The sequence below is a fragment of the Streptomyces barkulensis genome (assembly GCF_002843305.1).
GTDB lineage: Bacteria > Actinomycetota > Actinomycetes > Streptomycetales > Streptomycetaceae > Streptomyces > Streptomyces barkulensis.
The window spans coordinates 208,865-230,648 of the sequence record NZ_PGSG01000119.1 but is presented as its reverse complement, the minus strand read 5'-3'; the positions used below and the strand labels follow the sequence as shown (position 1 = coordinate 230,648).

Below are 21,784 nucleotides of genomic sequence, written 5' to 3'. Positions count from 1 at the left end.
AGACATCCGCATGCTGCCCGATTCCATACCCGTCGTCACCGTCACCGCGCGGTATCTGACCCCCGACGGGCGGCCGATGACCGGCACCGTCGAGTTCCGTCCCCCCGCACTGCTCACCCACGCCGCCACCGACGTCATCCTCGGCGGGCCGACCGTGGCCGCCCTGGACGCCGAGGGCCGCATCAGCACCGTCCTGCCCGCCACCGACGCAGAGGGCTGGAACCCGGCGCAGTGGACCTACACCGTCACCGAACAGCTCTCCGGGGTGGGCCGCAAGCGCAGCTACCAGATCGTGCTGCCCGCCGCCGAGCAGCAGGTGGACCTGGCCGACGTCGCCCCGGTGGACCCCGCCGCCCCCGACTACGTCGCCGTCCCCGGCCCGGCCGGACCGCCCGGAGAACCGGGCCCGGCCGGACCGCCCGGAGAGCCGGGCGCCGTACGGTCGGTCAACGGCCACACCGAGGCCGACATCGTCCTGGACGCCGCCGACGTGGCCGCCGTACCGGCCGCCTCGGCGGGCGCCCCCGGCGGCGTCGCCACACTGGACGCCCAGGGGCTGGTGCCCGCCGGCCAGCTTCCGGCCGGCACCGGCGGCGCGGTCGCCTCCGTCAACGGGCTGACCGGCGAGGTGGTGCTGACGGCCGCCGACGTCGGGGCGCTGGACCAGGCCACCGCCGACGGGCGCTACCTGGCCGCCGGCGACGCGCCGGTGCTCTCCGTCAACGGCCGCACCGGCACGGTCGAGCTGAGCGCGGGCGACGTCTCGGCCGTACCCGCCGGCCGGGCCGTCCTGCTGGACGGCGGCCAGACGGTCGGCGGCGCCAAGACGTTCACCGTCCCGCCCTCGGTCCCCGCCGACCCGGCCACCGGAGACCAGCTCGCCCGCCGCTCCTACGTCGACGCGGTCTCGGCCGCCGGCACCTGGTCGCCGGCCGCCATGGGCTTCGCCGGCTGGTCCTTCGACCCGGCCGCCACCGCGGCGACCTCGGCCCAGTACTGCATCAACGGCTGGCTGTACCTCATCGGCATCCCGCTGCACGCCCCGCACACCGTCTCCAACGTGGTGTTCTACACACCCGGCTACGTCGGCGGCACGCTCGGCGCCAACTCCTGGGCCGGCCTGTACACCGGAGCCGGGCAGCGGGTGGGGGTCACCGCGCCGCTGTCCCAGGTGATCCCGGCCAACGAGGGGCGCACGATCGTCATCCCGCTCGGCGCCCCCTACGCCGCCCAGCCCGGCAACTACTGGATCGCCCTGCTGGTCAACGGCCCGGCCGACAAGAACGACGGGCCCGCCTTCGCCCGCGGCGCCAGCATCGGCAACGCCCCGGCCGGCAGCGCCCGGATGCCCGGCGCGTTCATCCGGCACGGGCGGCTGTCGAGCACCGGGCAGACCTCGCTGCCCACTTCGTTCAACCCGACCAGTGTGGTCGCCGACTCCAACGCGATCTGGGCGGCCCTGTCCTGAGCACCCGTCCCGTCCGCCCGCACCGACAGTCCGCACCGACAGTCCGCCCGAGCCCCGCGCCGTCCGGCGCGGGGCTCCTTTCCGTACCGGAGGCACCCATGGCAGTACCGCTGACCCCCGGCCGGCTGCTCGCCGCCCTGCGCGACGAGGACCTGCACACCGCCGAGCACCGCGACTGGCGGCGCCACCACCGCAACCACAAGGGCGCCTGGGGCCCGGTGAACGGAGTGATGATCCACCACACCGTCACCCGCGGCACCGCCGCCACCGTCGACCTGTGCTACGACGGCTACGCCGGCCTGCCCGGCCCGCTGTGCCACGGCGTGATCGACAAGGCCGGCACCGTCCACCTGGTGGGCGCCGGCCGCGCCAACCACGCAGGACTCGGCGACGGCCGCGTCCTGCGCTCCGTCATCGCCGAGACCGCCACCCCGCGTCCGCTGAACGACGACACCGACGGCAACGCCCGCTTCTACGGCTTCGAGGCCGTCAACCTCGGCGACGGGAAGGACCCCTGGCCCGAGGAGCAACTGGAGGCCATCGCACGGGCGGCGGCCGCCGTGTGCCGCGCCCACGGCTGGAACGAGCGCTCCGTGATCGCGCACAAGGAGTGGACCCGCACCAAGATCGACCCACGCGGCTTCTCCATGGACCGGATGCGCTCGCGCATCGCCCGCCTCCTGGCCGCGTCCCCGCCCGCCCACCAGCCGTACCCGGGGGCGCGGTGGTTCCGCACCCGGCCCCGCTCACCGATCGTCACCGCGATGGGGCGGCGCCTGGTGGCCGAGGGCTGCTCGGAATACGCGGTCGGCCCCGGGCCGCAGTGGACGGACGCGGACCGGCGCTCGTACGCCGCATGGCAGCGCAGGCTCGGCTTCACCGGCGCCGACGCCGACGGCTGGCCGGGGGAGACCTCGTGGCGGGCGCTGCGGGTCCCCCGGGTGTCCTGAACACACCGCCGCCGGCACCGCGCCGCGACCCCGCACGGGCTTCCCGTGCGGGGTCGCGGAAGACGCGGAAGGAAAGGAAACACCATGTCACAAGAGGCCAAACGCGCCCTGCGCACCGTCGTGCAGACCGCTGTGGGCCTGGCCGTCGTCCTCCCCGCCGCCGTGGACGCGGCCGGGATCCCGCGCACGCTGCCCTGGGTGGCGGGGGCCCTGGCCGCCGCCGGCGGGCTCGCGCGGCTGATGGCCGTGCCCGGAGTGCAGGCTCTGCTGCCGGTCTGGCTGCGCACCTCCCCCGAGGGTCCTCCGGCGGCGGACGGCGGAGGGGAGCGCGCATGACGGATACCGAACCGAACAACCCCGTCGCCGTCGCCGTGGAACTGGAGCGGCTGCGCGGCACGGTCGAGGCCGGCTTCGCCCGGGTGGACGGGGCGCTCGCCCTGATGGTCCAGCGCAGCGACCAGAACGACAGGCAACTGGCCGACCACGAGGCGCGGCTGGACGCGCTGGAGCGCTCCCGGTGGCCGCTGGCGAGCATCACCGCACTGGCGGCGGTGGGCGGCCTGGCCCTCGGCGCCTGGCAGCTCACCGGCGGCTGAGCGCCCCGTCCCGCCCGCGCCCGCCCGCCCGCGCCGCGTTCACCCCGCCCGCGCGGGCGGGGTTGGGCGGCCCCGGGTACGGAAAGGAACGGACCGAACACACAAGGTCGCCGCCCTCGTGTCGCACCGCCCCGCGGACCGGAGCTGAACCGCCCCCGTACGGAACGGAGTTCCCACCATGGCCCCCACCCCCCGACCAGCCCGGCCGTCGGACCGGTCCCACGCCGTGGTGATCGGCGCCGGCCTCGCGGGGCTGACGGCGGCCCGCGCGCTCGCCGACGCCTATGAGCGGGTGACGGTGCTCGACCGGGACACGCTCCCCGCCGACCCGGCCCCGCGCCGCGGCGTACCGCAGAGCCGGCAGCTCCACGTACTGCTCGCCCGCGGCGCGCAGGCGCTGGAGGAGTTGTTCCCCGGTTTCCTGGAGGAACTGCTCGCGGCGGGGGCCACCCGCGCGGACACCCAGGGTGAGGCTCACTGGTACCTCGACGGCCACCTCCTGCGTCCGGCGCACTCCGGGGTGATCTCGTACGGTGCGAGCCGGCCCCAGGTCGAGCACCACGTACGCGCACGCGTCGCGGCGCTCCCCGGCGTCACGATCAGGGAGGGGACGGAGGTGCTGGGCCCGGTCACCACGCCCGGCCGCGGCCGGGTCACCGGAATCCGGGTGCGCCCGCGCGCCAAGGACACCAAGGACACCGAAGAGGAGACGATCCCCGCCGACCTGCTCGTCGACGCCTCCGGCCGGGGCTCGCGGGCCCCGGTCTGGCTCGAGGAGCTCGGATACCCCAGGCCGAGGCAGACGCGGGTACGCGCCGACGTCGTCTACGTCACCCGCCACTTCCGGCGCGAACCCCACCACATCGGCGGCCGCAGCGGCGTCGCGCTGGTGCCCTTCCCCGGACTGCCGCGCGGCGGGGCCATCGTCTCGGAACGGAAGGACCGATTCGCGGTCGTCCTGTTCGGCCTGCTGGGCGAGGAGCCCCCGGCCGACGAGGCGGGCATGCTGGCCTACGCCGAGTCCCTGCCCGGACCGGACGTGGCCGAGGTGCTGCGCACGGCCGAGCCACTGAACGAGCCGGTGAGGATGCGCTACCCGGCCAGTGCGCGTCACCACTACGAGAAGCTGGACCGCCACCTCGGCGGCTTCCTCGTCACCGGCGACGCCCTGTGCAGCTTCAACCCCACCTACGGCCAGGGCATGACGGCGGCGGCCCAGCAGGCGATCGTGCTGCGCGCGCTCCTCGCCCGGGAGCGGGACCGGGGCCGGGACGCCGACGGACTGCCGCGCAGCTTCTTCCGCGCCGCGGCCAAGGTCGTCGACACCCCGTGGCTGCTGGCCGCCGGCGGTGACCTGCGCTTCCCCGAGGCGGAGGGGAGGCGCGGCCCGGCCGACGGGCTGCTGGACCGGTACCTCACCCGCTACCGCGCGGCGGCCTCCGCCGACCCCGTACTGGGCCGGACGTTCCTGTCGGTGGCCCACATGCTCCAGCCGCCCGCCCGGCTGATGTCGCCCGGCCACGTGCTGCGCGTACTGCGCGCGCCGAGGAGGGCCGGCGGGCCGGTGGGCGCGGAGTCGTAGAGAAGTCGTGTACGCGACAGGAAAGGCGTGCACGGGTCTTGCCCGGCGCCGGTGACCGGTCAGTAACCTGCGATCCCCCCCACGATCCCACGGCGCAACCGCCTCCAACCCCCTTCCCTCCACATCCACTTGAGGTCACAGTGAAGAAGAAGTCACTGACCGTCGCGGCAATCGCGGCATCCGCGCTCGCACTCACCCTCCAGGCCCCGGCCGCGGCGGCCGAGGCGTCCCCCTCCGCCTACGGCCCCGGCAGCAACCCGATCCTCTTCGTCCACGGCTGGAACAGCAGTGGATCCACGTGGAACACCATGGCCGACCGCTTCCGCGCCGACGGCTGGCCCACCAGTCACCTGAAGCAGTGGACGTACAACACCGGCCAGTCCAACGCCACCACCGCCCAGCAACTCGCCACCGAGGTCGACCGCCTGCTCGCCGCCACCGGGGCGAGCAAGGTCGATGTGATCACCCACTCCATGGGCGGCCTCTCCTCGCGCCACTACGCCAAGAACCTCGGCGGCGCGGCGAAGATCGACGCCTGGGTCTCCCTCGGCGGCCCCAACCACGGCACCGACACGGCCAACTGGTGCTTCCAGACCTCCTGCACCGAGATGCGCATCGGGTCGAGCTTCCTGAACTCACTCAACTCCGGTGATGAGACACCCGGTTCGGCGCGCTACGCCACCTGGTGGTCGCCCTGCGACAGCGTCATCAACCCCGACAGCAGCGTCGCCCTGTCGGGCGCGGTCAACACCAGGACCGCCTGCCTGTCGCACTCGGGCCTGCTGAGCGACGCCACGGTCTACGGCCAGGTCCGGGACACGGTCGACAGCTGACCCCCCGGGTGGACGTCCCCGCCCCGCCCGGAGCGGGGACGTCCCCGCGGTGGCCTGGCCGTCAGCACGAGGTGACGAGTCCGGCCTGTGGTGATTGTCCTCCGCTCGCTGCGTCTATCCCTGTCCTGGAGCACACGGCGCTCCCCGGCCTCCCGGGGCGGGAAACCCCTGCCCTGGTTTCCGGGTACGCCGGCACGTCCGCACCGCACCAGGAGGAAGCAGGATGAACTTCGTCCTCATCGAGAGGCAGCAGAACAATCCACCCAGCGACGCCGTCATCAAGGCTGCCATGGAGCGCTGTGACGGCAAGGTCTCCGAGATCGTGGAGGAGAACCAGGACTCCGCCAAGCGTGTCTACTTCAGCGGCAGTGTGAACCACACCAGTTTCTTCAACGAGCTGCGGGCCCTGGTCCCGGGTAGCCGCAGCACCAGCTGGAACCTCGTGTGGGGGGACGCGATGGCCCTGAGCAGCGCGGCTACGGTGGGCACGTCCGGCACCCAGTACAGCATCACCATCCGCAACAGATCGCAGATCGACAACAGCCGGGCCATCGTCTTCCAGCAGGACCCGGCAGCGCCGTCGGACGTTGTGTCGCTGGCGTGGCTGTCGAAGACGTGTCACGCCGGCACACAGGTGACCTACACCTGGACGCTGGACTTCAACTTCGTCTGGGGTCAGAACGGGCAGCTGAAGCCGGGCGTGAACTACCAGGCCGGACAGGCGATCCCGGCCGACCTCACGGACAACAACCAGGTGACGCTCCAGTACGTGGACGGCGGGTTCGAGTTCGGCCCCACATCGGCCAGCGGAAGCCCCGGCACGCTGCTGATCCACGAAGCCGACAACGTCCCCGGGAACGGAAGCAGCGAGCAGGGGTCGGTCGGCATCGGCATGTACGGGCAGGGAACCTTCGTACGGCCGACCCAGTCCACAGGGCCGCAAGGTGGCATCCAGTTCGGTATCCACCCGCAGTACTGGGTGGCCTTCGGCAGTTACGAGCCGGGCGAGGTGGTCAACACATCGGTCCTGTACTACCCGAAGCAGGTGATGTTCTCCGCAAGCCAATTCAGGGCCGACTGCACCTTCGACGGCCGGAACTGGACGATCGCCTACTCGTGACCTGCCGTACGGAACCGGGCGGGCGCCCCTGCCCAGGCATGAGCCGGGGCGCCCGCCCCCCGGGAAAATCCTGGAGACCGTCAGGGCATGCTGACGATCCGGGCGAAACCGCCTCGGGTTTCCGGGAAACAGGAGCGTGATCGTCAGGATTGTCCTCCGTGACGTATACGGACGACCAACTGTGGCCCTATCTCTCCCCCAGCAGGCCGGGCTGGTGGCTGGTGAGCGGGACCCGCGGCCAGATCAGACGAAGTGTCTCCACCGAGTGCGACATGCGTAAGCGGGAGGACGACGCCTTGCCGATCGTGCTGAACACGCTCAGGAGCGTCGACCAGCTCAGGCGGAGCATGGACGATGACGTGCTGGTGCTGGTCGCGGAGGCCCACCGGCGCGGCGCGTCCTGGGCGGAGATCGCGGGCTGGCTCTACCGGACGAAGCAGACCGTCCACCGGCAGTACCAGCGCCGGATGTACTCCTGCCGTACCAGGGAACTGCTTCACTGCGACTACCTGGAGGCGACTCGGCGAGCCAGGGTTCTGTGCAGACAGGGTTGCCCGGAGGAGGTGGCCGAATCACGCGCTTTCCTGTGGACTTTTCGGCAGCCGGCGGGGCGAGCTGTCCCGGACGCATGACGCGCCTACCAGCGAAGCGGTCCTGCTCTGCTCTGTACGGTGCCCCATGCCGCTGCCCCCCGACCTCCGACTCGTCCACCCATCGCCGCCCGATGTCCCCCGCCTGCACGGTCTGACCGGAGCCGCGTAGGACGTCGCTGACGGAAAGCCCTCGCAGGTCCGGGCGTCTCCGCCGGCGCCTGGCCCCCTCCGCCTCCGCTGTGGTGCACCGGCCGCACCGACCTGCCCGGCCGCCCCCGCCCGGCCACCTGGCGCTGGTACGGCGAGCCGCGCCCCTGACCGCGTGCCCAAAGCGCGGCGCCGCCCCGCCCGTGCCCTTACGGCGAGGAGACGGCCATGGCGTGGACCCCGAGCGCCACCGCCAGGGCCAGACACGTCACGGCGCACACGGAGGCCGCGTACCGCAGCCGGGGGACGACCCCCGCCGCCGCGCAGCCCCAGGCGCCGAGCACCAGCAGCGGAAGCCACGCCTCCGCCCGGTCGTTCACCTCGTGGCAGTGCTCGGCGCGCGGACCGCTCCCACCGAAGTGGAAGGCGCAGTCGCTCCCGAAGTTCTCGGTGCCCAACCCGGCGAACCCCCACCACACGGTGGCCAGCACTCCGGCGAGCACCGCGAGGACCAATCCCGTCAGCCCCTCGCCCCGCTCCAGAGACGTGTCGTCCTCCCCGCCGTCCGCGTCCGCACCCATCACCTCTCCCTCCCCAGGACGATCCGGAAACCGAGCCCCCCGAACACCGCCCGGAACCTGGCGGCGCGGCCGTGCGGTTCGCCGCCGAACAGGGGCGCCTTTGCGTACACCTGCCGCTCCGGCCGACTGCCCGAGCGATGGGTTCACTCGCAGCCCGGGGCCCGGGCGAAGGCGGTGACGACAATGATGGGCGCGGGTGGTCGGGCGGATCGCAGGTGGTGCGGTTCCGTGCCGGCGACGCCGGAACGAACAACTGAGGCGGTGTACACCGCAGGTGCACACGGATCCGGAGACCCCCGCCCGTTTCGCCTTCCTCCGCAGGTCAGAGGCCTGTGAACAGTCTGCATCGCCCTACCGGTTCACGAGTGAGCCGTACCCGGCCCACCCAACATGCGCGTGCCCCGCGGACGCGGCCCCGGAAGGCAGGTCTCATGACCGGGGTTCCTGGCAGGCGGTCGCGCCCGACGCGCCCGTGCCCGGGCCGGGCGGGGACCCCGACTCCGCCTCCGCGCCTCGTCGTGCCCACTCCGTGGCGGAGAAGCAGGAGGAAAGCCACAGGGCCTCGGGCACGTTCAAGATGACCCCGCTGACCATCGGGAAGGGTATGCCGTGCCGGAGGTCCTCGGGGAAGTCGCCGCCGAACTCGAGCCCCAGAGACGAGCCGCCCGGGATGAGCAGTCCGCCAGGGGTGATCGGGACCGGGTTCCAGTCGAGGTCACTGTGAAGAAGGGTCGCGTACGACTGTCCGGGGCGCTGCCAGAAGATCAACTGTTCTTCGAACTCGTTGATCCAGTGAAGGACATGGTCGGAAGGGCCGAAGGTCACCCCTGCCATCTCACCGAGGTGGGCCAGGACGGCGTTCCGCCCCCGGTACCCGCCCACGTACGCGCGGGCCGTGTCTACGAAGGATGCCAGGGTCGTGTCGTCAAGCACTGCCGCGGCAGGCACCCTGACGGTGCGCTGCCGATGGCCTTCGCGGCCCCCGCGACGGAGCTGTTCGGTGGAGTTCGCCCAGTACAGCTGCTCCGTGTCCGGGTCGAAGACAACGCAGAAAACGGGCACGTTCCCATTCGCCCAGGTATCGCCGTGCTGCCGCACCGGTACGGCGTATCCATAGGACCGCCGCCATGAAGCACCGCCCTTGACCTGAACCTTGATGACGTCGTTGGTCACGCGGCCGGCGTCGGCGAAGGTGACGAACAGATCCTCGCCGTAGTCGTTCTGCCCCGAGATCTCTTCCACCACGTGGTCATGACTCTGGAGGAGAGCACGCAAGGTGTTCACGGCCGCCTGTTCCATCCGCCGTCCCTTGGGAATCGTCGTCAACGCCCTCTCCCTCACCACGCGATAACGTCCGCCCACCATGCCACCCCCCTCTGACACTTGGACACGGACAACGACCGGGACCGCCTCGGCCCTCAACCTCGGTGGAAGACCGGATGACAACGCCGGACCGGCGCCATGAGCTTGGGAATCACCGCACGTTCGGCCTGCACCGCGGCTCTGACCTGCGCAGGAGGTCCCATGAACCCCGCCGCTCGATACGCCGGAGCAACCGCTGTCACCCATGCCTTCCGGCCTGTCCCGGACGCATCCGGCGCGCGTCACTCCTGGTCGCATCGCTCCAGGGCCAACCGCGTGAAGCCGCCTTCGAGGCCGCTGCGCTCGTCCAGGTACAGGCGGGTCCCGTCCGGGGTGCCTTCCCGGGCAAGCGTGAACAAGTGACCGGTCAGGGTACGCAGCCCTGCGGCGTCGACCTCGATCACGCTCTTGTAGACGCCGGTCTCTTCGATGACCTCGCGCTGGAGGGCCTCGGGGGCGGCTTCTCTCGGGCCAGAGGTTCGACCGGGCGACTGCTGCGGCCTCGCTCGTCTCAGCAGCAGAACCCACTGCGGTCTTTACCCGCGGAGACACTTCGGCAAGCTCCTGCCATGACCGGAAGTAATGCGCCCGCAGACCCGATCGAGACCAGGTGGGAGGCGTTGCTCGACTCGGAGTACGTGGACAGCGAGCTGGTGCGAGCGGCCTACGCCGAGCCTCGGCTCCGGCAGCTCTTCCCTTGGGCCGGGATGTGGGAGCTGCACTTCAGCCGCTGCATCGAGCCCCCCTTCACGTGGGATGTCCTCTACATCGCTCCGCGAAAGGGCGGGGGCTTTCTGGTGGAAGGACCGTCCAGGGGCGAGTCGGTCGGCGAAGCCGACACAGCTGGGGTGGCCGTCGCGATCGTGGTTGACCACCTGCCGCAGGACTGTGACCGTGCGTTTGTCGGCAACCGGCACGACCTCGTCGTCAGAGACGAGGGTGTCTGACCACGACGACCCGAAGCCGAGCTCTCCTGCCGAGGGATCCGAACTCGTACACGCGTCGAGTCGATCCGAGAGGGAGGTGGTCGGTTATCCGGTTTCCCCTCCGCCCCCTTCCGGCGCTCCATGAGCGGGGCCAAACCGATGTTCACGAGCATCGGACAGGACAGAGCGAGTACCTGGTCCCAGCCCCAGCCCAGCCATGAGCGACTGGCTACCGCAGCACCCGTGAGGACCAGAGCCTCACCAATGAGGACCGAGATCACACGTGTTCGCCGGCCCACTTCACCCCGGTACCGCGTCCACTGCCCCACCCACCATCCGGATACGGCTCCCACCCGTCCTGGCCGACGTCACCACCGCCCGACCCGCATGACGAGAAGGACCGCATCATGCCCGCGCACCGCCGCTTCCGCCGCGTCGTCCGCATCGGCCCCGTCCAGGTCGGCACCGCCTACGACGGCCGGGGCCGCGAGAAGCACACCGCCGCCCGCACCGCGCCGCGCTGCGGCTTCTGTGCCGACTACGACAGCCGCTCGGCCGCCGATCCGGCCGCCCGTACCCACCGCTGCCCCGTCCGCTGACCGGAGGTTCCCGTGACCGTCTCCCTGCCCCTGGTGGCCGTCCTGGGCGTCATCGCCTGGGCCGCGATCAAGTTCCTCGGCATCAGCCTGTGGGGGCCGCTCTGGTCCACCGGCACATGGCCGATGACCGCGACCGTGTCATCGCCGACCGGGCTCGGGGCGATGGTCCGCGGGCACGCGGCCCCAGGGTGACAAGCGCGTGGCACGGATGCGAACACGCGGAAGGGCCGGTTGCACAGGACCATACGTCTGCAACCGGCCCTTCGACCCGTGCCCCCGGCAGGATTCGAACCTGCGACACCCGCTTTAGGAGAGCGGTGCTCTATCCCCTGAGCTACGAAGGCGGAGCTCACATGAGGCCCTGTCGGACCGCATGGCGCACTGCGGCGCCCTTCGGGACGCCTGACCGACAGGATACCGGATCAGGGCTCGGGCGAGCGCAGCCGTTCGGTGTCCGAGGCGGGGAGGGGGCGGGGCGCGGGCGGCCGGTGGTGGCCCGGGTGCCGTGAGCGGTACAGGCGTACGGCTACCGCGACCGCGGTGAGCGGCACGACGACCGCGTAGAGCAGCAGCCCGGTCGGTACTCCGGTCTCCGGGCCGGTGCGCAGCAGTTCGGCGTGCGCCTGCTGGTTGGCCGCCAGTGCGGCGAGCAGGACCAGGGCACAGACGACGGCGGTACGGCGGTGTGTCACACGGACGTTCAGCCAGCGGCCGCTCCTCCGGCCGACCGCCTCGCGGGCCACCGCGGCGAACGCGCCCACGAGCACGGGAAGGCCGAGCGGGTTGTACCGCCACGACTCGCCGAAGTGCCCGAGCGCGGCCGCGTGCACCGCACGGGTTCCACCGCATGTCGGGCCCATCACACCGGCGTAGTGCAGAGGGCTGTGCAGGTCCACCGGGGGCAGTCCGAAGACCGCCACGGCCGCGCCGGCCACGAGCCCGGCCAGCGCCGTCGGGCCCGCCCAGGGGTGCCGGTCCCTGCTCTCCAGGACCGGGCGGAGGGGCGGCCACCACCGCTTCTGTGTGTTTGCCATGTTCCTCCTCCGCGAGGTCGCCGACCGTCGCCGGCCGCCGGTTTTCGGTGGAGACCCTACAGGTCGCGGCGTCGTCACGGCCCTGGGCGGCTAAGGCCGACTGCTGTAGTTTGACCGGCCGGTGACAGGAGCGCGGAGGGAGCGGTTTCGGATGCGCGCGAGGACGGTGGTGCGCTGGCTGGTGATGGCGGCCGTCCCCGTCTTCGCGCTGGCGCACGGGTTCGCCGGGGCGGCCACGCATCTGCCGGACCACCCCGACCACGCGCTCGCGGCCGTGGCCGGTTCGTTCTCCGGCTCCGGTACGGACGAACACGGCGGGCACGACGGAGCGTCCTGCGAGGTCGTCACCGGAGGCGGCTCCCACCAGCCGCCTTTGATCGCGGGCGGCCGTGTCGTCGCACAGGCCCCGCCGGGCGACGGAACCGGGCCGTGCGGCGGGGCCGTGTCGTCGCGGTCGCCTCCGGGACCGTCTCCGGTCGCTCTCTCCGTGCTGCGGATCTAGAAGGTGCGCCGCGTACGCCGTCCGCACCGGGCGGCGTACGCGCCGGGTGACATTCGCGGATCCGACGGAACGGAGAGAACCAGAATGGGAACCAGACGCAGGACCAAGGGAGGGAACGAGGCGCGCACCGCGCCGGGAGGTGTGGGAGCGGACCGAGTCCTCGCGGCCTTCGCGTCGATGGGGGCCGCCGCGATCCATGTCGCGGCGGCCGCGGACCACTACGACCGGTGGTGGATCTCCGGGCTGTTCTTCTATGCCACCGGGGCCTTCCAGGCAGGCTGGTCGGTGATCGCGCTCCGGACGGGCCGCCCGTCCGGCATGGTGATCGGTCTGCTCGTCAACGTCGCCGTCATCGTCACCTGGGCGGTCAGCCGGACGGTGGGAGTGCCGGTGGGGCCCGGCGCGGGCGTGCCGGAGCACATCGGCCGGGCGGGCGTCACCGCTGTGGCCTTCGAGGTGGTGGTCTGCCTGGTGGCGGCCCGGTACGTGCGGCGCCGGGCCGCACGCGGCTTCACCTCCTCACTGCGGGCGGTGGTGCTGGCCGGTGTCGCCGCTTCGGCCGTGACGGGTGTGACGGTCCCCGCCGTGGAGAGCGCGGTCAGCCACAGTCACGGCACGGCGGAGGAGCCGTCGGCACCGCACGGCCATGGTGACGGCGGTGGAGGCGAAGGCCACGGGGAGGACGGCGACGGCGCTCCGGAGCCGGACGCGGGTACCGCGTCGACTCAGCCGGCCGAGCGGCCCGCGGACGGCGGGCAGGACGGGCAGGACGGGCAGGACGGGCACGGCGGCGACGGGCACGACGACGGGCCGCACGGGCACTGACGGCCACGCGGGCGGAGGGACGGTGACCGCCGGCCCTCCGCCCGCCGGCGTCAGTACGACAGGCCGTGTCCGAAGGGGTAGAGGGTGCCGGTGGAGCCGGCGTCCGGGACGGCGACCGGGAGCCGGCCGGCGGGGGAGAGGTCGCCGTAGGCGGTGCGGACGGCGGCTTGGAGGGAGGGGGCGCCGTAGGAGTAGGTGGCCAGGTAGGCGGGGACGCCGGGGAAGCGGCGGATGTCGTACGGGTTGCGGACGGCGACGGCGACGACGGGTGTGCCGGTGTCCATCAGTGCCTGTACCAGCCTCGCCTGGGCGGCGCCCTTCTCCGAGCCCGCCGCGGCCGCGTTGACGGAGACGATCACCAGGCCGTGGCCCGCCGCCGCGCCGGCCGCCTCGGTGATGCGGTCCGCGGAGGGGATCGCGCCCGTCTCCAGCACGGCGGCGCTCTGGCCGGGCCGCTCGGCGACGGCGTCGGCGAGGGCCCGGGTGGTGCCCACCCCCCAGCCGGTGACCAGGACGGAGCGGGCGCCGGAGGAGAGGGGCAGGAGGGGTCCCTCGTTCCTGACCAGGGTGACGGTGCGGTCGGTGATGGCCTGGGCGTCGGCCCTGTGGCGCTCGGCGCCGACGGTGCGCACCGCGTGCTGCTCGTCCACGTACGGGTGCCGGAAGAGGTCCCGGCGGAGCTTGTGCGCCAGGATCCGCTCCACCGAGGCGTCCAGACGGGAGACGGGGATCCGTCCGCCGCGTACGGCCTCCAGGACGGCGTCGTAGGCGGTGTCCAGCTTCGGCGCCAGGACGAGCTGGTCACAGCCGGCCATGAGGGCCCGGACCGGCGCCACGTCCGGCGGGAACTGGCCCGAGGCGCCCTGCATGTCCAGGGCGTCGGTGACGATCAGGCCCTCGAAGCCCATCTCCTCGCGCAGTAGCCCGGTGATGATCGGCTGCGACATGGTGGCCGGAACGCCCGACGGGTCCAGGGCCGGGACGACGATGTGGGCCGTCATGATCGTGTCGACGCCGCGCGCGATGGCGGCGCGGAAGGGCGGCAGGTCGATGTCCTCCAGCTCCTCGCGGGTGTGGTCGATCCGCGGGAGGCCGGTGTGGCTGTCGGTGTCGGTGTCGCCGTGCCCGGGGAAGTGCTTGGCGGCGGAGGCGACCCGGCCGCGGTGGTAGCCGCTCACGGAGGCGCCGACCAGGGAGGCGCACAGGGCGGGGTCGGAGCCGAAGGAGCGGACGCCGATGACCGGGTTCTCGGGGTTGACGTTGACGTCGGCGACGGGGGCGTAGTTCTGGTTGACGCCCATCGCCGCCAGCTCCAGACCGATGATCTCGGCCGAGCGCCGGGCGTCGGAGGTGGAGCGGCCCGCCGCCAGCGCCATGTTCCCGGGCAGGAGGGTGGCGGGGTCGGTGAGGCGGTAGACGACGCTGCCGCCCTCCTGGTCGATGGAGACCAGCAGCGGCACGCGGGCGCCGGCGCTGCGCGCGGCGCGCTGGAGGCCGTTGGACAGACGCGCGGTCTGGAGCGGGTCGCGGACGTTGTCGGGGCCGCGGCGGGCGTCGAAGTAGATGACCCCGCCCGGCCGGTACTTGGCGATGACCTCGGCGGGGGTGTCCACGCCGTACAGGGTGCGGTTGCCCGCGGACGCGGTGTCGGCGGCCTGCCCGTAGACCTCGACGACGAAGAGCTGCCCGACCTTGTCCTCCAGGGACATGCGGCGGGCCAGGGCCCTGGCCCTGGCGCGTACGCGGTCGCCGCCGGAGGCGGCGGCCTGCCCGGCGGCCTGTCCGGTGCCGGCGTTCGCCGGGGAGGGGAGGGCGGCGGAGGCGGTCAGCGCCGCGGTGACACCGAACAGGCCGGTGGCGAGGGCTTGTCTGCGGCTGGGAGTCGCGGGCTGCTGCATCGGGTCTCTCCTCACATGGGCGGACGGAGCGGGTGGGGCCGGTGGTACGCGTGCGGAGGGGACGGCATGTGGGGGTGGGCGCCGGAGCCGTGGCGGCCACATCGTTCCAGCGAGTCGGGCTTGCGGCCAGAGGGGTGCGGGACTGTCAGTGGTCGGGCCATTGGCGGGACGCGGACATGAGGCGCGGAGGGAGGGGGCGGGCCGGGCCGGGAGGGCGGCTTCGGGAGACGGGACGGGGAGGCGGTTCGGGCGGGTCCACCGGGATTGTGCGGTGGCGGCCGGTACCGGGCGCGGCGACGCGCGGCGGGCGCGCGGCACGGTGGTCCCGGAGGGTGACGGGAGGAGGCGTCCGGCGGGTGCCGTGGGTGGGTGGCGCCGTGCCCCGGACACCGGCCGTGCCCCGGACACCGGGGGCCTCAGGAGTTCAGCGGCCTCTCGTACCAGGCCACGTCCCAGTACCGGCCGAACTTCCGGCCGACCTCGCCGTACGTGCCGATGTGGCGGAAGCCGAAGCGGGCGTGGAGACGTACGGAGGCCTCGTTGGGCTGGGCGATGCCCGCGTAGGCGCGGTGGACGTCCTCGCCGCCGAGGGCTTCGAAGAGGTGCTCGTACAGCAGGGTGCCCACGCCCCGCCCGCGCGCGTCGGGAGCGAGGTAGACGCTGACCTCGACCGAGGTGGAGTAGGCGGACTTGGGGCGGAAGGGGCTGCTGGTGGCGTAGCCCTGGACGCGGCCGGATTCCGCGTCCAGGGCAACCAGAAGGCGGTGCGGACCGTCCTTGGGGTGGGAGAGCAGCCAGGGACGTCTGGTCTCGGGGGTGAGGGGCTCGGTGTCGAATGTGACGGGGGTCTCGCGGACGTAGTGGTTGTAGATGTCCGTCAGCCCCGGAAGGTCGCCTTCCTCGCCTGCTCTGACCTGGACTTCCCCGCGTTCCGTCATGGAAGGCCCCCTCTGTGTGGCGGCGCAGAATACCGCAAGATCCGGAAAAACGATGCGCGCCGTGGGAATTCTGTCCGGATTGAAGTCGTTGATTCCATCGGAACGGGCACCCGAACCAGGAGACGCCGGGTGGCTGGACCGCCACCGACCAGTTGTAGACCACGACTCGCAAGGGAGTACGCATGGCAACCCGTGCCGTCGCCCGTCGTCAGGCCGACCCCAACGGCGCTGACGAGGCACGACCTGTACGTACCTCGTCTGCAGGGGATGTAGCGGACCGGGACCTGGTCGGCATGTACCTCGACGAGATCGCCCGCACCCCGCTGCTGGACGCGGCGAAGGAGGTCGAGCTCTCACTCGCCATCGAGGCGGGCGTATACGCCCGGCAGGTCCTCGACGGCCAGGCCGAGCCCGTCTCGGGTGACTCGCCGGCCGCGACCGCGACCCGCGAGGAGCTGGAGGCCGTGGCCGCCGAGGGCGAGCGCGCCAAGGATGTCTTCATCCGCTCCAACCTGCGTCTGGTCGTCGCCGTCGCGCGGCGCTACCCCCGCAGCGGCCTGCCGCTGCTGGACCTGATCCAGGAGGGGAACGCGGGCCTGGTGCGGGCGGTGGAGAAGTTCGACTACCGCAAGGGCTTCAAGTTCTCCACGTACGCGACATGGTGGATCCGCCAGGCCATCACGCGGTCGATCGCCGACCAGTCGCGCACCATCCGCCTCCCCGTCCACCTGGTCGAGGAGCTGGGACGGATCCGGCGTGTGCAGCGGGAGTTCAACCGCGAGCACGGCCGCGACCCCGAGCCCGCCGAGATCGCCGAGGAGCTGGGCTCCAACCCCGAGCGCGTCACGGACGTGCTGGACTGGGCGCGCGACCCGGTCAGCCTGAACATGTCCGTGGACGACGAGGGCGAGACGCAGTTCGGCGACCTGCTGGAGGACACCTCCGCCACCTCTCCCGAGGACTCCGTGCTCGTGATGCTGCGGCGCGAGGAGCTGGAGGACATGATCGGCCGGCTCGACGACCGGACCGCCTCCATCATCCGGGCGCGCTACGGCATCGAGGACGGGCGCGAGCGCACGCTGACCGAGGTCGGCAAGCAGCACGGCCTGACGAGGGAACGCATTCGCCAGATCGAGAAGCACGCCCTGCTCGAACTGAAGAAGATGGCCCATGACACGGGCTTCGACGCGGCGGCGTGACGGCGTCCGGCGCGGCGTGGCACACCGCGCCGTGACGGGACACGACCGAAGACGACCGAGCACGCCCACTGGACAGGGACCCCGGCGCACTCCCCCCCCCAGCGCCGGGGTCCCGCTGTGTCCGGAGCCCGTGACGCCCGGTGTTTCGGGCGTGCGGGGGCGGCGAGGCGGTGCCGGAGACCGGTGCCGGAGATCGGGACCGCAGCCGGGAGCCGGGGCTGGGAGCCGGGGCCGGAAGCCGGGGCCATAACCGGCTCAGGGGCGGCCGTAGAGGTCGTGGTACGCCGGGAACACTCCGCCCGGACCGTCCACGCCCTCCGCGGCCCGCACCGCTTTGACCACCGCACGCGTCAGGGTGTCGGCGCCGGCCGCCAGCACGTCGTTGATCTCCTCCGCCTCCGGGCGGCGTGCGCCGGTGGACAGGGCGAAGACGGTGTCCCCGTCGGTGAGCAGATGCACCGGGCGGACCGCACGGGCCAGCCCGTCGTGGGAGGTGCCCGCCAGCTTCTGCGCCTGGGCGGGGGTGAGCTCGGCGTCGGTGGCCACCACGGCCAGCGTGGTGTTGAGCGGCGGGCGCACCGAGGCGGCCGAACGGCGCTCCGACTCCTGCTGGGCGGCGGCCAGGGACCGCAGCGCCTCGGCGTGCTCGGCCTCCGAGGGGAAGGCCGGGCGCCCGCCGTACAGCTCGCCGTAGAGCACGCCCGTGGCCGGGTCCAGAGCCGAGCCCACCGCGTTGACCACGGCCAGCGCGCCCACGGTGGTGCCCGAGGGCAGAACCGTGCTCGCGGTGCCCACCCCGCCCTTGAGACCGCCCGCAACGGCCCCCGCGCCGGCCCCGACGCTGCCCTGGGGAACCGGCTCGCCGACGCTCGTACGGGCGGCCGCCTCGGCCGCCTCCCGGCCGAGCGCGGCGTCGGGGCGGGCCCGCCAGGAGCCGCCGCGGCCCAGGTCGAAGAGGCAGGCGGCCGGGACCACGGGCACCACCTGATCCGGCTCCGGGCCGACGGGGAAGCCCCTGCCCCGCTCCTCCAGCCAGGCGGTCACCCCGCAGGCGGCGTCCAGCCCGAAGGCGCTGCCCCCGGTCAGGACCACGGCGTCGATGCGCTCCACCAGATTGCGCGGGTCCAGGGCGTCGGTCTCCCGGGTGCCGGGCCCGCCGCCCCGCACGTCCACGGCGGCGGTCGCCCCGCCCTCCGGGGCGAGGACCACGGTCGTGCCCGTCAGCCAGCCGTCGCCGATCCGCTGGGCGTGGCCGACCCGCAGGCCCTGGACATCGGTCAGTGCGTCGTTGACCCTCGAGGCGCTCATAAGGCCATGATCCTCCTCCCCGCGGCGGATCGGGGCCGCCGTACTCTGGGGGGATGAGCACCCCCGCCACACCCGGTCCCGGCGCGACGCCCCGCGACCCGGCCTCCGCGCTGGACTTCTCCGATCCGCTGAGCCGGCCCTCGGCCGACGACACCGACCGCGGCTGGGGAGAGCGCCCGGAGACGGGCGGCGACGGCGGTGCGGGCGATCTGGCCCGCTTCCTGGACGAGAAGCCCCCGCACCACCTGTGAGGCCACCGGCGAGACCGTTCGCGGGGCACTGCGGGGGACGCCCGCGTCAGGACTTCTTCGAGGTACCCCCGGATGTGCCGGACGCACCGGACGGCCCCTCGGAGCCCGGCCCGGAACCGCCCTCGGAGGCGCTGCGCTGCGCCGCCAGCAGGGCGGCGGCGTCCGTGGTGCCGTTGCCCTCGCGCTGGGCCAGCAGCGCGTCGCGGATCTCGGTGAGCAGCTCCACCTCGGTCTTCTGGACCGGAGTCGCGGCCTCCTCGACCGCCTCCTTGGCGCTCAGGGCGTCCAGCCGCTTCTTGAACCTGTTCATCGGCACGATCATCAGGAAGTAGACGACCGCGGCGGTGATCAGGAAGGTCAGTGCGGCGCTCAGCACCGAGCCCCACTTGATGGCGATGCCGCTGAGGGCCGCGCCGGTCGCCTCGTCGAACTCGCACGGGCCCTGGAGACAGGACTGGTAGCGGTCGAGGTCCTTGGGCCCGATGGAGCCCACCACCGGGTTGATGACGCCCTCCACCACCGAGTTCACGATCTTGGTGAAGGCCGCTCCGATGACGACGGCAACGGCCAGATCGACCACGTTGCCCCGCATCAGGAATGCCCTGAACCCGGCCAGGACGCCCTGCTTCTCGCTCAAGAGACTGCCTCTCCTCCGCACACGCGCTCCGGCCTCCGCCGGGTGAACGCAGCACACGCTGCACGAACACCGCGCGCACTGTCCAGCCCGGGGCGCGGTCAGGGCCACGGTCCGGGCCATGGTCCGGGGCGCGGTCAGGGCCCTGGCGGGCGTCGGTCAGCACAGCGTCACCGCCAGAACGGAGTGCGCCGCCGCGCCGGCGAGCCGGGCGGCCGTCGGCCGGGGCACCGAGAGCACCACCAGCGCCCCCTCCCGGCCGCCGGGGCCGGCCTCCGGGCCGGAGGCCGCCTCGGGCACGGCCGCCACCCGCACGTTCCGGGCGATGGTCCGTGCGCTGTCCGCCGGGCCGTCGGCGGGACCGCCTGCCGGGGGGTCGGCGGGCGCGGCCAGCACGTCCACCCTGTCCCCGGGACGCAGCAGCCGCACCGTCTCCGCGTCCGGGATCCGCACCGGGGCGTCCACCGTCGCGCCGCCTCCCTCCTCGTCGGGGGAAGCGGGCGGGGGCGGGGCTTCCGGAGCTTCTCCGGCCGCGGGCCGGGCCGCCGGGAGCGCACGATCCCCGTCCCTGTCTCCGTCCCCGCCCCCGGGAGTCCCCCAGAGGACGGCGCCCGCGGAGGCGACGGCCAGCAGCAGAGCCACCGCCCGGAACCACCGGCCCGCCGCCCGGAGAGGGCCGAGGGGGCCACGCCCCGCGCGCACCGGTTCGAACTCCGGCACCGGGCCGGCGGCCGGAGGGCTTGAAGAAGGAGGCAGGGAGTGGGGTGTGGAGCAGGAGGGGGACGGGGGCGAGGACGAGGACGAGGACGGGGGAGGAGCGGACTGGAAGGAAAAGGAAGAGGACATCGCGGTCACCGCCTTGTGGTGGAAACACCCCAACGATGTCCGGTTCCACGGCAGTCCGCCGGGCCCTGTGGGCTACTCACAGGTTGTGGACAACTCGCTCACCCGCACGAGGGACGTGAGCCGCACGAGCCGCCCCCGCCGCACCCCCGGCCGGGGGCCGGGATGTCGGTAGGCCGGTAGATCGGTAGGTCGGGAGGCCGGCGGCCCTCAGGGAAGCTCGATGCCCGGGTCCATCCCGTCCAGCGCCGTCGCGCAGGCGCAGTCCCGCTCCGCAGGCAGCCCGGCCACCGTGTCGAAGAGCACCTCGCGCAGCCGTCCGACGTTCTGCGCGAAGACCTGGAGCACCTCCTCGTGCGAGACGCCCTCGCCCGTCTCCGCACCGGCGTCCAGGTCGGTGACCAGCGCCATCGAGGAGTAGCACAGGCCCAGTTCGCGAGCGAGGATCGCCTCCGGGTGGCCGGTCATCCCGACCACCGACCAGCCCTGCGCCGCGTGCCAGCGCGATTCCGCGCGGGTGGAGAAGCGTGGTCCCTCGATCACGACCATGGTGCCGCCGTCCACCGGCTCCCAGCCGCGCCCGCGCGCCGCCGCGACGGCCGCCGCCCGGCCCGTCTCGCAGTAGGGGTCGGCGAAGGACAGGTGCAGCACGTTCGGCACCGAGCCGTCGGGCAGCGCCTCACCGTCGTAGAAGGTCTGGGCGCGCGACTTGGTGCGGTCCACGAGCTGGTCGGGCACCACCAGCGTGCCGGGGCCGTACTCGGGCCGCAGACCGCCCACCGCGCAAGGCCCCAGCACCCGCCGCACACCGACCGAGCGCAGGGCCCACAGGTTGGCCCGGTAGTTGATCCGGTGCGGGGGCAGATGGTGTTTGCGGCCGTGCCGGGGCAGGAAGGCCACCCGGCGCCCGGCGATCTCGCCGATGAAGAGGGAGTCGCTGGGCTCGCCGTACGGCGTGTCCACCGCGACCTCTATCACGTCGTCCAGGAACGAGTAGAAACCGGACCCGCCGATGACGCCTGTCTCCGCCTGTGCGCTCATGGTCGAACACACTAGCCCCCCATGCGGCGACCCCGCCTCGGTGCGCACCGCTGCGGGGTCGGGACAGGCCGGTTCCGGCTCCGGACCGGAGGGCGGCAGGCGGCGGGGTCAGGCCGCCGAGGAGCCGGCCTTGGACGACGAGTCGCCGGACGAGCCCGAGCTCTTCTCGGAGGAAGAGGACGAGGACGACGACGAAGAAGACGACGAAGAAGACGATGACGAGGACGACGACGTCGAAGAGGACGACGACGTGCTGCCGGACGAGGAGCCGCGGCTGTCGTTCCGGTAGAAGCCGGAGCCCTTGAAGACGATGCCGACCGCGGAGAACACCTTCTTCAGGCGGCCCTTGCAGCTCGGGCACTCGGTGAGTGCGTCGTCGGTGAACTTCTGAACCGCTTCCAGGCCCTCGCCGCACTCGGTGCACTGGTACTGATAGGTCGGCACTTGCTCCTCCTGGCACTCTTCCTTGTGGAGTGCTAACGACGCACCATGGTGCAGTATTCCGGCGGCTTAGTCCACCGGGAGCGGCGGACGGTGACTCTCGCCACGCCCCG

Annotated in this window: 26 protein-coding genes and 1 tRNA gene; 15 read left to right on the top strand and 12 right to left on the bottom strand. The window is 72.8% G+C overall.

Going from position 1 to position 21,784, the window contains the following annotated elements; translation table 11 throughout:
• Positions 1 to 10: 10 nt before the first annotated feature.
• The 8 genes from CUT83_RS29010 (at position 11) to CUT83_RS28975 (ending at position 7,181) form a co-directional block, all read left to right on the top strand.
• Positions 11 to 1,468 carry a phage tail protein gene (locus CUT83_RS29010; protein WP_101258766.1) on the top strand — a complete coding sequence of 486 codons (1,458 nt, stop codon included), beginning with the start codon at positions 11 to 13 and terminating at the stop codon, positions 1,466 to 1,468.
• 98 nt (positions 1,469 to 1,566) lie between these two features.
• Positions 1,567 to 2,418 (top strand): peptidoglycan-binding protein, encoded by an 852-nt coding sequence (locus tag CUT83_RS29005; protein ID WP_101258765.1) that lies wholly within the window; start codon positions 1,567 to 1,569, stop codon positions 2,416 to 2,418.
• Between the two features lie 84 nt (positions 2,419 to 2,502).
• Positions 2,503 to 2,754 (top strand): hypothetical protein, encoded by a 252-nt coding sequence (locus CUT83_RS29000; RefSeq protein WP_101258764.1) that lies wholly within the window; start codon positions 2,503 to 2,505, stop codon positions 2,752 to 2,754.
• Positions 2,751 to 3,014, top strand: a complete 264-nt coding sequence (locus CUT83_RS28995) for a hypothetical protein (protein WP_101258763.1) — start codon at positions 2,751 to 2,753, stop codon at positions 3,012 to 3,014. Before CUT83_RS29000 ends, CUT83_RS28995 begins: the two co-directional genes overlap by 4 nt.
• 178 nt (positions 3,015 to 3,192) lie before the next feature.
• A complete protein-coding gene (locus tag CUT83_RS28990) occupies positions 3,193 to 4,596 on the top strand; it encodes an FAD-dependent oxidoreductase (RefSeq protein WP_101258762.1) in 1,404 nt (467 codons plus the stop codon).
• Positions 4,597 to 4,751: 155 nt separating this feature from the next.
• Positions 4,752 to 5,429: an esterase/lipase family protein gene (locus tag CUT83_RS28985; RefSeq protein ID WP_420882507.1), complete on the top strand. Its 678-nt coding sequence runs from the start codon at positions 4,752 to 4,754 to the stop codon at positions 5,427 to 5,429.
• 223 nt (positions 5,430 to 5,652) lie between these two features.
• Positions 5,653 to 6,549 (top strand): RhiA family protein, encoded by an 897-nt coding sequence (locus CUT83_RS28980; protein WP_206282686.1) that lies wholly within the window; start codon positions 5,653 to 5,655, stop codon positions 6,547 to 6,549.
• A 158-nt stretch (positions 6,550 to 6,707) separates the two neighbouring features.
• Positions 6,708 to 7,181 (top strand): hypothetical protein, encoded by a 474-nt coding sequence (locus tag CUT83_RS28975; RefSeq protein ID WP_101258760.1) that lies wholly within the window; start codon positions 6,708 to 6,710, stop codon positions 7,179 to 7,181.
• Positions 7,182 to 7,498: 317 nt separating this feature from the next.
• Here the strand turns inward: CUT83_RS28975 and CUT83_RS28970 are convergent, their stop codons facing one another.
• From CUT83_RS28970 to CUT83_RS31285, 3 genes are all read right to left on the bottom strand, one after another.
• Complete coding sequence (locus CUT83_RS28970; RefSeq protein WP_101258759.1) at positions 7,499 to 7,870, bottom strand: hypothetical protein; 372 nt, start codon at positions 7,868 to 7,870, stop codon at positions 7,499 to 7,501.
• Positions 7,871 to 8,299: 429 nt separating this feature from the next.
• Positions 8,300 to 9,196, bottom strand: coding sequence for a DUF4365 domain-containing protein (locus CUT83_RS28965; RefSeq protein ID WP_240958458.1), 897 nt, complete (start codon positions 9,194 to 9,196; stop codon positions 8,300 to 8,302).
• Between the two features lie 278 nt (positions 9,197 to 9,474).
• Positions 9,475 to 9,636 carry a hypothetical protein gene (locus CUT83_RS31285; protein WP_240958459.1) on the bottom strand — a complete coding sequence of 54 codons (162 nt, stop codon included), beginning with the start codon at positions 9,634 to 9,636 and terminating at the stop codon, positions 9,475 to 9,477.
• A gap of 165 nt (positions 9,637 to 9,801) precedes the next feature.
• On the opposite strand from CUT83_RS31285, the gene CUT83_RS28960 reads away from it, so the two are divergent.
• From CUT83_RS28960 to CUT83_RS28950, 3 genes are all read left to right on the top strand, one after another.
• A complete protein-coding gene (locus tag CUT83_RS28960) occupies positions 9,802 to 10,179 on the top strand; it encodes a DUF6193 family natural product biosynthesis protein (protein WP_240958460.1) in 378 nt (125 codons plus the stop codon).
• A 386-nt stretch (positions 10,180 to 10,565) separates the two neighbouring features.
• The gene (locus tag CUT83_RS28955; RefSeq protein ID WP_101258758.1) at positions 10,566 to 10,757 is read left to right on the top strand and encodes a mobile element transfer protein; all 192 of its coding nucleotides are present in this window, start codon (positions 10,566 to 10,568) and stop codon (positions 10,755 to 10,757) included.
• A 12-nt stretch (positions 10,758 to 10,769) separates the two neighbouring features.
• Complete coding sequence (locus CUT83_RS28950; protein ID WP_101258757.1) at positions 10,770 to 10,949, top strand: hypothetical protein; 180 nt, start codon at positions 10,770 to 10,772, stop codon at positions 10,947 to 10,949.
• Positions 10,950 to 11,028: 79 nt separating this feature from the next.
• Here the strand turns inward: CUT83_RS28950 and CUT83_RS28945 are convergent.
• Positions 11,029 to 11,101, bottom strand: a tRNA-Arg gene (locus CUT83_RS28945).
• Between the two features lie 78 nt (positions 11,102 to 11,179).
• Positions 11,180 to 11,791: a DUF2752 domain-containing protein gene (locus CUT83_RS28940; RefSeq protein WP_101258756.1), complete on the bottom strand. Its 612-nt coding sequence runs from the start codon at positions 11,789 to 11,791 to the stop codon at positions 11,180 to 11,182.
• A gap of 151 nt (positions 11,792 to 11,942) precedes the next feature.
• Between CUT83_RS28940 and CUT83_RS28935 the strand changes: the two genes are divergently transcribed.
• Entirely contained in the window at positions 11,943 to 12,293 is a 351-nt protein-coding gene (locus tag CUT83_RS28935; RefSeq protein ID WP_101258755.1) for a hypothetical protein, read from the top strand.
• 84 nt (positions 12,294 to 12,377) lie between these two features.
• Positions 12,378 to 13,118, top strand: coding sequence for a hypothetical protein (locus CUT83_RS28930; RefSeq protein WP_101258754.1), 741 nt, complete (start codon positions 12,378 to 12,380; stop codon positions 13,116 to 13,118).
• 50 nt (positions 13,119 to 13,168) lie between these two features.
• Here the strand turns inward: CUT83_RS28930 and CUT83_RS28925 are convergent, their stop codons facing one another.
• Both CUT83_RS28925 and CUT83_RS28920 read right to left on the bottom strand, forming a co-directional pair.
• Positions 13,169 to 15,016, bottom strand: a complete 1,848-nt coding sequence (locus CUT83_RS28925; RefSeq protein ID WP_101258753.1) for a glycoside hydrolase family 3 protein — start codon at positions 15,014 to 15,016, stop codon at positions 13,169 to 13,171.
• 416 nt (positions 15,017 to 15,432) lie between these two features.
• Positions 15,433 to 15,954: a GNAT family N-acetyltransferase gene (locus CUT83_RS28920; protein ID WP_101258752.1), complete on the bottom strand. Its 522-nt coding sequence runs from the start codon at positions 15,952 to 15,954 to the stop codon at positions 15,433 to 15,435.
• Between the two features lie 182 nt (positions 15,955 to 16,136).
• On the opposite strand from CUT83_RS28920, the gene CUT83_RS28915 reads away from it, so the two are divergent.
• The gene (locus tag CUT83_RS28915; protein ID WP_101258751.1) at positions 16,137 to 17,153 is read left to right on the top strand and encodes a sigma-70 family RNA polymerase sigma factor; all 1,017 of its coding nucleotides are present in this window, start codon (positions 16,137 to 16,139) and stop codon (positions 17,151 to 17,153) included.
• Positions 17,154 to 17,408: 255 nt separating this feature from the next.
• On the opposite strand, the gene CUT83_RS28910 is transcribed toward CUT83_RS28915, so the two are convergent.
• On the bottom strand, positions 17,409 to 18,461 hold the full coding sequence (locus tag CUT83_RS28910) for a P1 family peptidase (protein ID WP_101258750.1): 1,053 nt from the start codon (positions 18,459 to 18,461) through the stop codon (positions 17,409 to 17,411).
• A gap of 53 nt (positions 18,462 to 18,514) precedes the next feature.
• On the opposite strand from CUT83_RS28910, the gene CUT83_RS28905 reads away from it, so the two are divergent.
• Positions 18,515 to 18,712: a hypothetical protein gene (locus tag CUT83_RS28905; protein ID WP_101258749.1), complete on the top strand. Its 198-nt coding sequence runs from the start codon at positions 18,515 to 18,517 to the stop codon at positions 18,710 to 18,712.
• Between the two features lie 46 nt (positions 18,713 to 18,758).
• Here CUT83_RS28905 and mscL read toward each other — a convergent pair whose 3' ends face one another.
• From mscL to CUT83_RS28885, 4 genes are all read right to left on the bottom strand, one after another.
• A complete protein-coding gene (mscL, locus tag CUT83_RS28900) occupies positions 18,759 to 19,349 on the bottom strand; it encodes a large conductance mechanosensitive channel protein MscL (RefSeq protein ID WP_240958461.1) in 591 nt (196 codons plus the stop codon).
• A gap of 156 nt (positions 19,350 to 19,505) precedes the next feature.
• Complete coding sequence (locus tag CUT83_RS28895; protein WP_338104295.1) at positions 19,506 to 19,988, bottom strand: RcpC/CpaB family pilus assembly protein; 483 nt, start codon at positions 19,986 to 19,988, stop codon at positions 19,506 to 19,508.
• Between the two features lie 411 nt (positions 19,989 to 20,399).
• Complete coding sequence (locus CUT83_RS28890) at positions 20,400 to 21,230, bottom strand: S-methyl-5'-thioadenosine phosphorylase (protein WP_101258746.1); 831 nt, start codon at positions 21,228 to 21,230, stop codon at positions 20,400 to 20,402.
• Positions 21,231 to 21,338: 108 nt separating this feature from the next.
• A complete protein-coding gene (locus CUT83_RS28885) occupies positions 21,339 to 21,674 on the bottom strand; it encodes an FmdB family zinc ribbon protein (protein ID WP_101258745.1) in 336 nt (111 codons plus the stop codon).
• Between the last annotated feature and the right edge of the window lie 110 nt (positions 21,675 to 21,784).

Coding starts and splice junctions, on each gene's coding strand:
- CUT83_RS29000 (WP_101258764.1), top strand. CDS start 2,503: ATGTCACAAGAGGCCAAACGCGCCCTGCGCACCGTCGTGCAGACCGCT.
- CUT83_RS28910 (WP_101258750.1), bottom strand. CDS start 18,461: ATGAGCGCCTCGAGGGTCAACGACGCACTGACCGATGTCCAGGGCCTG.
- CUT83_RS28890 (WP_101258746.1), bottom strand. CDS start 21,230: ATGAGCGCACAGGCGGAGACAGGCGTCATCGGCGGGTCCGGTTTCTAC.
- CUT83_RS29010 (WP_101258766.1), top strand. CDS start 11: ATGCTGCCCGATTCCATACCCGTCGTCACCGTCACCGCGCGGTATCTG.
- CUT83_RS28905 (WP_101258749.1), top strand. CDS start 18,515: ATGAGCACCCCCGCCACACCCGGTCCCGGCGCGACGCCCCGCGACCCG.
- CUT83_RS28915 (WP_101258751.1), top strand. CDS start 16,137: ATGGCAACCCGTGCCGTCGCCCGTCGTCAGGCCGACCCCAACGGCGCT.
- CUT83_RS28940 (WP_101258756.1), bottom strand. CDS start 11,791: ATGGCAAACACACAGAAGCGGTGGTGGCCGCCCCTCCGCCCGGTCCTG.
- CUT83_RS28980 (WP_206282686.1), top strand. CDS start 5,653: ATGAACTTCGTCCTCATCGAGAGGCAGCAGAACAATCCACCCAGCGAC.
- CUT83_RS28930 (WP_101258754.1), top strand. CDS start 12,378: ATGGGAACCAGACGCAGGACCAAGGGAGGGAACGAGGCGCGCACCGCG.
- CUT83_RS28990 (WP_101258762.1), top strand. CDS start 3,193: ATGGCCCCCACCCCCCGACCAGCCCGGCCGTCGGACCGGTCCCACGCC.
- CUT83_RS28995 (WP_101258763.1), top strand. CDS start 2,751: ATGACGGATACCGAACCGAACAACCCCGTCGCCGTCGCCGTGGAACTG.
- CUT83_RS28970 (WP_101258759.1), bottom strand. CDS start 7,870: ATGGGTGCGGACGCGGACGGCGGGGAGGACGACACGTCTCTGGAGCGG.
- CUT83_RS28960 (WP_240958460.1), top strand. CDS start 9,802: ATGACCGGAAGTAATGCGCCCGCAGACCCGATCGAGACCAGGTGGGAG.
- CUT83_RS28925 (WP_101258753.1), bottom strand. CDS start 15,016: ATGCAGCAGCCCGCGACTCCCAGCCGCAGACAAGCCCTCGCCACCGGC.
- CUT83_RS28955 (WP_101258758.1), top strand. CDS start 10,566: ATGCCCGCGCACCGCCGCTTCCGCCGCGTCGTCCGCATCGGCCCCGTC.
- CUT83_RS29005 (WP_101258765.1), top strand. CDS start 1,567: ATGGCAGTACCGCTGACCCCCGGCCGGCTGCTCGCCGCCCTGCGCGAC.
- CUT83_RS28935 (WP_101258755.1), top strand. CDS start 11,943: ATGCGCGCGAGGACGGTGGTGCGCTGGCTGGTGATGGCGGCCGTCCCC.
- CUT83_RS28920 (WP_101258752.1), bottom strand. CDS start 15,954: ATGACGGAACGCGGGGAAGTCCAGGTCAGAGCAGGCGAGGAAGGCGAC.